Source organism: Micromonospora sp. NPDC007271 (assembly GCF_040634005.1).
Lineage (GTDB): Bacteria > Actinomycetota > Actinomycetes > Mycobacteriales > Micromonosporaceae > Micromonospora.
Genome location: NZ_JBEYER010000167.1, coordinates 1 through 9,025, shown reverse-complemented (window position 1 = coordinate 9,025; position 9,025 = coordinate 1). Strand labels below are relative to the sequence as shown.

4 protein-coding genes are annotated in these 9,025 nt (G+C 74.3%); 2 read left to right on the top strand and 2 right to left on the bottom strand.

The annotated features are described in order from the left end of the window. The coding region (locus ABZ570_RS32780; protein ID WP_358071867.1) for a DUF6603 domain-containing protein at window positions 1–2,538 on the bottom strand (2,538 nt) is incomplete at its 3' end. A gap of 55 nt (window positions 2,539–2,593) precedes the next feature. Next, a complete protein-coding gene (locus ABZ570_RS32775; RefSeq protein WP_358071865.1) occupies window positions 2,594–6,958 on the bottom strand; it encodes a peptidoglycan-binding domain-containing protein in 4,365 nt (1,454 codons plus the stop codon). Between the two features lie 281 nt (window positions 6,959–7,239). On the opposite strand from ABZ570_RS32775, the gene ABZ570_RS32770 reads away from it, so the two are divergent. Both ABZ570_RS32770 and ABZ570_RS32765 read left to right on the top strand, forming a co-directional pair. Further along, window positions 7,240–8,208: an ATP-binding cassette domain-containing protein gene (locus tag ABZ570_RS32770; protein ID WP_358071863.1), complete on the top strand. Its 969-nt coding sequence runs from the start codon at window positions 7,240–7,242 to the stop codon at window positions 8,206–8,208. Beyond that, window positions 8,201–9,001 (top strand): ABC-2 family transporter protein, encoded by an 801-nt coding sequence (locus ABZ570_RS32765; protein ID WP_358071861.1) that lies wholly within the window; start codon window positions 8,201–8,203, stop codon window positions 8,999–9,001. The genes ABZ570_RS32770 and ABZ570_RS32765 overlap by 8 nt, the downstream gene beginning before the upstream one ends. The last annotated feature ends 24 nt before the right edge of the window (window positions 9,002–9,025 follow it).

Below are 9,025 nucleotides of genomic sequence, written 5' to 3'. Positions count from 1 at the left end.
CCGGCCGTCGATGACGAACCCGCCGCCCTCGAAGTGCAGTTTCAGCTCGGCCCCGAACTGGGCGGTGTTGCTGGTGACGGCGAGGTACGCCGACAGGTTCACGCCCTTGCCGGACTTCTGCAGGGCGATGGTGAACCGCTTGACCGGCGGGAAGCCGGGCGGCGCGGTGAAGCGGGGGTGGAAGCCGCCGATCGAGACGGCGAACGCGCTGCCCGCGCCCCACCGGGCGCGCAGCGCCATCTCTCCGGAGACCGGGCGGCCGAACAGCTTGGAGTCGATCAGTGCGGCGTCGACGCTGATCTCCCGGCGGGCGAAGTCCACGATGCCCGCCGAGTCGAGCCGGAACCTCCCGGCCTCCTTGAAGTCGATGACCAGCTTGCCGAGCAGCAGGATGCGGACCGGGTCGGGGAATTCGACCAGCACGGCCAGGTCGGCGGTGACCTGCCCGGAGAGGAAGTTCAGCCGTACCATCGCGCCGAGCACGGTGCCGGTGGTGTCGACCGGGAAGATGCGGCTGAGGGTGGCGATGACGGCCGGCGCGTTGCCGACCGGGTCCGGGGGGAAGAGCAGCGCGTCCAGGGTGCCGGCGCGGGCTGCGTTGCGCACCTCCTCCGGGTTGGTCCGCCGGTTCCAGCCGACGACGAGACCGAGCCCGGTGATGGAGATGCCCCAGAACAGCATCAGCCCCGGGAACCACTCGTAGGTGCCCGCGAGCAGCAGCGAGAAGGTGTGCGTGCCGTCAGCCTCGGTGAGCCGGCTGCCGTCCGGGTTGCGGGTGTTGAGGATGGCGGTGGCCTGGAGCCGGAACCCCGTCATCGGCGCCATCGCGGAGGTCATGCCCAGCTGCAGCGCTCCGGCGTACATGCCGCGGGCCTCGTCGACGAAGAGGTAGCCACCGCCGGTGACGAGGCCGTTGTCCATCCGCAGCCCGACCCCGTCCGGGCCCTTGAAGCGGGGGCGCAGGTCCGCCGCGCCGAGGTTGCCCGCGGTGGCCTGGTCCCCCGGGCCGGCCGGCAGCGCCGGCGGGAAGGTCAGGTCGGCGCGGACGCCGATGTTCTCCACCACCACGTGCAGCGGCCCCAGGGCGGCCCGGACCGTGGTGGTGAGCGCCAGGCCCAACGCCCGGGTGGCGGTGGACGCCTCCAGCGCGATCCGCAACCCCTCGATGCCCAGGCCGTGCCAGGACAGGTGCACCGGGTACTCGGCGGCGAGCGCGGCGGCGCCGGACAGGTGCAGGCCACCCCGCAGCGACCAGGCCAGCCCGAGGTCGAGCCCGACCCGCAGCCCGTCGGCGGGGAGCAGCTTGGCGAGCAGGCCGTCCCCGTCACCGGGGCGGACCACCAGCTCCGCCCGGCCGGCCCGGATGCTCAGTTCGACGTCGTCGCGGCCGGCGCCGAGGCTGGCCTTCCCGCCGAGGACGAGCTGCCCGACCGCGAGGTGGGTGCCGCCGGGGGCGCCGAGGATCCAGCCGGGCTGCCCGGCCGGGGCGATCCGGGCGATCTCGGCGGCCCACTTCACCACCGCGCTGCCGCCGCTGACCGTCACCCCCGCGCTGTTGACGGCCAGGGCCGGGCCGGCGCCGCTGAGGTCGGTGGCGACGTTCCACGCCCCGATCGAGCCCTCCAGGTGCGCCTCGCCGGTCGGGGCGAGGATCACCGTGAACCGGCCGTCCCAACTGGCCAGCCCGAGGGTGACCCCGACGCCGAAGGTCGGGCTCCACGGCGCGAGCCCGGCGCCGGGCGGTGGCGTGCCGTCGGGCGTACGCAGGCCGCTGAAGCGCAGCCGCAGCAGGCTGTCGGCCAGCCGCCGGCCCACCTCGCCCTGGTCCGGCCCGAGGTCGGGGCGGACGCCCTGGTCGGCGTCGAGCCCGAACGCGCGTAGCGCCCGGGCCAGTCGCGGCAGCAGCCGGGCGGACAGCTCGGCCACCCCCTCCGGCGTGGTCCAGCCGCCCGGTGCGTAGCGCGCGCGGAAGTAGCCGCCGGGGTCGCGGACCAGGTCGACCACCCGGTCCAGGTGCAGCTCGTCGCGGCGCTTGGGCAGCCGGATCGGGGCGTCGCCCGGCGGCATCGGCGGGCTGGGCGGGTTGGCCGTGGCCGGGTCGACCAGGCCGAGCAGGTCGAGCAGCGGCAGCGACCAGGGCGCCCGGCGAGTCAGGTAGGTCAGCACCAGCAGGTCGACCAGGTCGTCGGCGAGCTCGGCGGGCAGCCCGGGCACGTCGGGCAGCCCGTTCTTCACGCTTGGCAGCTCACCGATCTTGCCGAACGCCTTGCCGGCAGCCTCGGCCAGCTTGCCGAGCCCGTCGAGAGTGTCGAGCTTCACGTCGTTGCGGACCACTGACACCGCGGCGAGGGCGTCGCCGACCGTGGTGGCCCACTCCTCGAAGCGGGCGGCGTCGAAGCCGCTGACCGCCTCCAGGTCCCAGCCGAGCGCGCGCATCAGCCGGGCCCGCCGCCACGGGTCGTACGCGGCCAGCACCGGTTCGGCGAGCAGCCGGACCTCGTCCCAGAGCAGGGCGAGCGCGTTCTTCGGCTCGGTCATCGCAGCTCTCGTCCTTTCGTGCCGCCGGTCGTGCCGTCACCCGCGGCAGGTCGCGTCATGCCGTCACCCGCGGCAGGTCGCTCAGGTCCAGCCGCAGCGAGTCGCGGGCGGCCGAGAGGGCCCGTTCGGCCGCGGGCAGCGCCGCGACGGGCAGCGTGTAGCGGTGCCCGGCCGGCCAGGTCGGCCACTGGACGAGCGCGGCCAGCGCGGCGGCCACCGGCGCGTCGGTGGCGACGACCTGCCGGACGGCGGTGATCAGCGCGTCCTCGTGCCTGTCGGCCCAGCCGGTGGGCGGGCCGCTGAAGTCCGGGCCGAGCCTCCTGGCCCGGGCCAGCACCGTGTGCAGCTCGCTGGCGGCCCGCGGCCGGGTCCGGAACGCGGGCTTCTCCGCGCCGCTGGCCGGCGGGCCCACCGCGACCAGTTGGTGGGCCCGGTACTGCTGCCAGCAGGCCAGCGCCGCCACGGACCGCTCCGAGGTGAACACATCGCCGATACGGGCCCGGCGGGGTTTGCCGTCGGCGCCGGTCACGTCCGGCACGGTCGGGGCCACCGCCGGGTCCGGCGTGTCCCAGTCGGTGGCGAGCAGGTCGTGCAGCCGCTGCCGGGCGACGGTCCACAGGCCCCGGCGTACCCCGTCGTGGGTCCGCAGGGCCAGCGCGTACCGGTGCAGCCAGTGCCAGGAGCGCAGGCCGAGCAGTTCGAGCGTGGTGCCCACCGCCTCGCGGGCCGCCCCGGTCGAGTCGGTCTCGGCGGGCCGGGCCCGCAGCACCCGCAGCTCGGGGTGGAGCAGCCCGCCGCCGTCCTTGCCCCAGCCGGGTACGGCGTTGATGCCGCCCTGCCCGCCGAGGGCGTCGTACGCGTCGCGGTCGGTGGCCCGCAGGAACGCCAGGTATGCCCACAGCTCGCCCGGCTCGGCGTTGATGTCCAGCGCCGGCGGCAGCGTGGTGGGCGCGCTCTGCGGCCCGTGCGCCCGCCAGCCGAACGGTCCTAACCGGAGCACCGCCGGGTCGTCCGCGCCGACCCGGTCCAGCCAGCCGCCGGCCGCGTCGGGCACCTGGTTCTCGGCGACCGCCCGCAGCACCTTGAAGGTGGAGAGCTGGCGGGCGGCCCGGGCACCGGGGTCGCCGCCGCCGGCGATCGCGTTGGCCAGGTCGTTCAGCGACGGGCCGGTCCCGTGGTCCTGCGGCCGGGGCAGCACGGCCTCCGGCAGCAACTCCGACTCGCCGTCGAGCACCGGCCCGCTCCACTGCCCGTCGGTGGCGTGCGCGCGGTACGCGCCGAGCCGGATCAGCTCCGGGTGCCCGGGCGGCGCACCGCCCGCGCCGGCCGGCCGGCCGGTGACCACCCGGGAGTAGAGCCGCCGGTCGGTGTCCCGCTCCTGGTCGAAGAGCCAGACGTTCGGCTTGTCGAGGCGCTGCGGGGTGTCCCCGGAGACCTGCCAGGACTCGACCACCACCGGGCAGCGCCACCGCTTGTCCAGCCAGTGCCGGATCGCCTCCTGGGTGGCCAGGTCGGCGACGCCGCTGATCGGTCCGAGGTAGCGGTCGGCCTCGGGCACGTCGACCGGTTGCAGCCGCTCGGAGTAGCGGGGCGTGGTCGCGCCGGCCGGCTCGACGGCCGCCCGTTCCCGCCGGGCGTACGCCTGGAACTCCCGGACCGCCCAGTAGGTGACGATGCCGTACTCGCCGTCGGTGTGCTCGGCGGTGAGGAAGCCCAGCGTGGCCAGGTCGTGCTGCAGGCGGCTCACCCAGCGGTCGGTGACCAGCTTCGCCGGCCGCTCCACCCCGTCGTAGCGGGCCTGGGCGGAGGCGGTGGCGTCGTGGTCGCCGGAGCGCAGCAGGAACCCGCCGTACGGCGGCGGCTTGGTCAGCGAGCAGCCGAGCGACAGGTCCACGGTGTAGGAGGTCAGGGCGGCGGCCCGGCTCTGTCCGGGCAGGTGCCACCAGAGCCGCTGGGTGGCCGACTTGCACTCCCCGGCCGGCCAGCTGAAGGTGATCTCGCCGAGGTTGTTGCGCCCGACGATCTCCTTGCCGTTGCCCCAGGATCCCTTGTAGTGGTCGAGGTTGCGGGCGGCGGCCAGGTACTGGGCGAGGGCTTGGTCGCGGGGCAGCCCGGCGGGGTCCACCACCGCCTCCGGGGTGCCGTCGCGGCGTACCGTCGGATCGGCCTCGTCGTGCCGGAGGAACTGCACGTACACGTTCCACTCGGGTTGCCGGGCGAGCACCTTCAGCGCGTGGATGTCGCTGACCGCGGGCTGGCCGGAGACCCACCAGCCGGTGGTGTGGTCGGCGCCGACGGTCACCTGGACGCCGGCCTGCATCCGCTGCCCCTCCTTGTCGGGCAGTTCGTTGGCCCAGCCCACCAGGTCGATCCGGCCGGTGACGTCGACCAGCGGCGCGTACCCGTAGTCGTGCAGGATCCGGGTCAGCCCGTCCTCGTTGCGGAACGCGCTGGACACGAAGCCGGCGAGCACCCCTTCGGTGCGGTTGATCCCCTCGTACGGTTTGGCCGGGTCAGGGCCGCAGGCGTAGGGGAGGGTCGCCGAGTAGCGGATCCGCTCGGCGGAGCCGAAGTGGATGTCCCCGCCGAGCAGCACCAGCCGCCGCCGGCGTACCCCCTTCTCGTCCGGCGGCGCGGCGGCGAACAGCCGGGCCAGGATCTTGTGCACGGCGGCGTCGCTGGCCACCCAGGCGTCCTCCGCGTCGGCGGTCCACCGGCCGACGGTCGCCTTGGCCAGCGGCTGGGCCAGCTGTTCCAGGACGGGTACGCCGAACAACGCGACCGGCTGGGCGACCACGGTCACCGCGTCGTCGCCGAGCACTCCGCCGCCGGTGAGCATGTCGTCGAGCGGGTGGTCGTCGAGCAGCAGACCGCCCGGGTTGCCGGCGCCGCCCGGATACTGCCGCCAGGTGCGGGTGTCCAGGGCGATCAGCTGATAGCGGGGCCAGGTGACCGTGTAGTGGTAGGTCAGCGCGCCGGCCGGCCGGACCAGCCGGCCTTCCTTGGTGACCCCGGTGGGCAGCCCGAGCCGGGTACGCAGCGTGAGGTCGTCCTCGTCGGTCGCCGTGGTGCACCAGCCGGCCAGCGCGGTCAGCGCGGTCCGGCCCGGCTCCCCGGCGTCGCCGGTCGCGGCGAACCGGTCCGGGGTGTTGCCCCACGCCTGGAAGACCACGAAAGCGGCCATCGCGTTCCGGACGATCCGCCGCCCCAGCGCCGACTTGACCACCGCGTCGTCGACCCAGGACCGGGTCATGTTCCAGTCGTCGGTGACCTCGTGGTCGTCGGCGACCATGTACGTGGCCACGTTGGCGAGCTGCCGGCGTACCGCGGCCAGGCCGGTGCGGAAGGTGGCCAGGTCCAGCGCCTGCCGCTGCCAGCGCTTGTACCGCTCGATGATCTCCTTCTGCTGGGCGCTCGGCACGTACGCTCGGCCGGCGCGCATCAGGTCGTACACCGTCTCGCCGGGCCGGCGGCCCTGCGGGTCCTTCAGGATCCGGGTGTCGGCGGGAAGCACGTGCTCGAACGTCGGCCAGCTCGCCGGCCACAGCACGTCCGACCAGGCCAGCAGGTACATGGACAGGTACTCGCGCAGCGACATCAGATGGCTGTCGGCGGCGCCGGAGGTGAACTTCGCGTCCCGCTCGATGGTGGTGGCCCGCTTGCCCGGCAGGTACGTCACGTCGCTCGGCGGCGAGCTGCCGACCGGCATCGCCTCCGGCGCCAGCCCGAGCCGCGCCGCCACCCCCTGGTACGCGGGCACCGCCGGGTCGCTGCCGGTGGCCGACAGGGCGTCGTGACCGTGGATGATCGCCAGCAACGGGTCGGCCACGTCGTCGGCGTAGATCTGGTCGCCGCCGAGGACGAGCTGGTGCGGGCGCAGCACCGGATCGCCCCCGGCCGCGGCGATGATCGGATCGAGGACGGGGAAGGCGTCCTGGCCCTCGCCGTGCGGCTTGCGGCACGAGCCGTGGAAGATGCGCAGCTGGTTCGGGTCGGTCGGCGGGGTGACGAAGGTGGGCACGGCGGGCATCGCGGCCGGCGCCTGCGGGTGGCCCTGGTAGGTCAGCGCGACGCGGGCGGTGGCCGGGTCGGCGGCGACCACGTCGGCGTCGAACAGGCTGCCCGCGTTCATCCCGCCGGAGAACGACAGGTCGTAGCCGTAGAGGGTGCCCGGTTGGAGGGTCACCCCGGCGACGGTCACCGCGACCACGTGCAGCCGGTCGGCGAGCCGTACGGTGGCCCGGCTCCCGGTGCCCACGGCGGTGCCCAGGGCGTACCCGGGAGCCGCGCCCAGGGCGAAGACGGTCAGCGTCACGCTGCACCCGGCGCGCAGGGCGACGAAGACGGTGACGCTCGTCGGGTCGACCCGGCGCACGATGGGGCCGCAGAGCACGAGGGGCAGGCCGGTCGGAGCGGTCATGCGGGGTTCCCTTCGCGCTCGGTGATGCTTCGGTCATCGATTGAAATCGCCGTGCCCCGGCCGCGCCTACGGCGCAACAGCGCGAACGTCCCGCCGTGCTGGGTGACAACCATCGGCCGACGGTGGGGCGGCCCGTCCGAAGCGCCTGAGCTGAACGTCCACTCAGGTTGTTCTATTGACGGAGACCCGACGGTCAGTTGCCGGCGGCGGCTCACGCGCGCTAGAGCGGCGGCCGCGAAATCGGTTGCCGATCTCGGGTGCCGGCCCGTTAGGGTCGGACGATGATCGAGGTGCGCGACCTGGCGAAGCACTTCCGGGTGCACCGGCGGCCACCCGGGCTGGGCGCTTCGCTGCGCTCCCTGTTCCGGCGCGAGCACCTCACCGTCCGCGCCGTCGAGCAGGTCAGCTTCACGATTCCCACCGGCGAGGTCGTCGGCTTCCTCGGCCCGAACGGCGCCGGCAAGACCACCACCCTGAAGTGCCTGACCGGGTTGCTGCATCCCACCGCCGGCACCGTCCGGGTGCTCGGGCACACCCCGCACCGCCGGGAGGCCGCGTTCCTGCGCCGGATCTCGCTGGTGATGGGCCAGCGCAACTCGCTCTTCTGGGACCTGCCGGCCGCGGACGCCTTCGAGGTCAACCGCGCGATCTACGGGCTTGCCGAGGGCCCGTACCGGTCGGCGCTCGCCGAGCTGGCCACCCTGCTCGACATCGAACCGCTGCTCGACAAGCAGGTGCGCGTGCTCAGCCTGGGCGAGCGGATGCGCTGCGAACTGGCCGCCTCGTTGCTGCACCGGCCGGACGTGCTCTTCCTCGACGAGCCGACGCTCGGCCTGGACGTCAACGGCCAGGCGGCGGTCCGCACGTTCCTGCGCGACTACAACGCCCGGCACGGCGCGACCGTCCTGCTCACCAGCCACTACATGGGGGACGTGACGGCGCTGGCCCGCCGGGTGCTGGTCATCGACGGCGGCACCCTGCGTTTCGACGGCGACCTCGCCGCGCTGGTCGAGGCGCACTCGCCGCACCGGCTGGTCCGGGTCACCCTGCGGGCGGCCGTACCGGCCGAGACCTGGGTGGGGCTCGGCGAACTGTCGTCGGTGGACGGCGCGGTAGTCACCCTGGCGGTGCCCCGGGCCGAGACGGCGGCGGTCGCCGCCCGGCTGCTGACCACCCTGCCGGTCGAGGACGTGGCGATCGAGGACCCGCCGGTGGAGGACATCATCCGGGCGGTCTTCGCCCATGCGTGACGTCCTCAGCGCGTACCCCTCGATGGTGCGCAGCGCGACGCTGGTGGCGGCGGCCTACCGCGGCCGGATCGTGCTGTCGGTGCTCACCGCCTTCTTCCCGCTGCTGATGATGGCGGTGTGGCTCACCGTCGTGGCGGAGGGCGGCCCGCCCGCCGGCTGGACCACCGGGGACTTCCTCTCCTACTACGCGGCGGCGACCCTGCTGTGGAACCTCGCCGGCGACCGCGTGGTGTGGCAGTGGGACGCGGACATGCGCAGTGGAGACCTGTCCGTGCGGCTGCTGCGCCCCGTGCACCCCTTCCACCAGTACGCCAGCGGCGACCTCGGGCACCGCCTGCTGTTCCTGACGGTGCTGGTGCCGGGCCTGACGCTCGCCGCGCTGCTCGTGCCGGGCCTGGACTATCCGGTCACCCCCGCCCGGCTGGTCGCCGTCGCCGCCGCGCTGGTGCTGGCGTACGCGCTCAGCCTGCTCATGGCGTCGACGTTCGCCCTGCTCGGGTTCTGGAGCACCCAGACGTCCAACGTGTGGTTGCTCTGGTGGGGCCTCGGCTCGTTCACCTCGGGCTGGGTCGCGCCTCTGGCGCTGATGCCGGACTGGCTGCACGCGGCGGGGCTGGTGCTGCCGTTCCGTACCGCGATGGGCTTCCCGGTGGAGCTGCTGATGGGCCGCCTCGACGCGGGGCAGGCCGAGTACGGTTTCGCCGTCGGGCTCGGCTGGCTCGCGGTCTTCGGCCTGCTCTACCGGATCGGCTGGCGGCACGGCGTCCGCCGCTACCAGGCGGTGGCCGGTTGAGCGGCTGGACCCGGCACGCCCGCG

What these genes read in the sequence shown, in the direction of transcription:
- ABZ570_RS32775 (WP_358071865.1), bottom strand. Translation starts at nt 6,958, where the DNA reads ATGACCGCTCCGACCGGCCTGCCCCTCGTGCTCTGCGGCCCCATCGTG.
- ABZ570_RS32770 (WP_358071863.1), top strand. Translation starts at nt 7,240, where the DNA reads ATGATCGAGGTGCGCGACCTGGCGAAGCACTTCCGGGTGCACCGGCGG.
- ABZ570_RS32765 (WP_358071861.1), top strand. Translation starts at nt 8,201, where the DNA reads ATGCGTGACGTCCTCAGCGCGTACCCCTCGATGGTGCGCAGCGCGACG.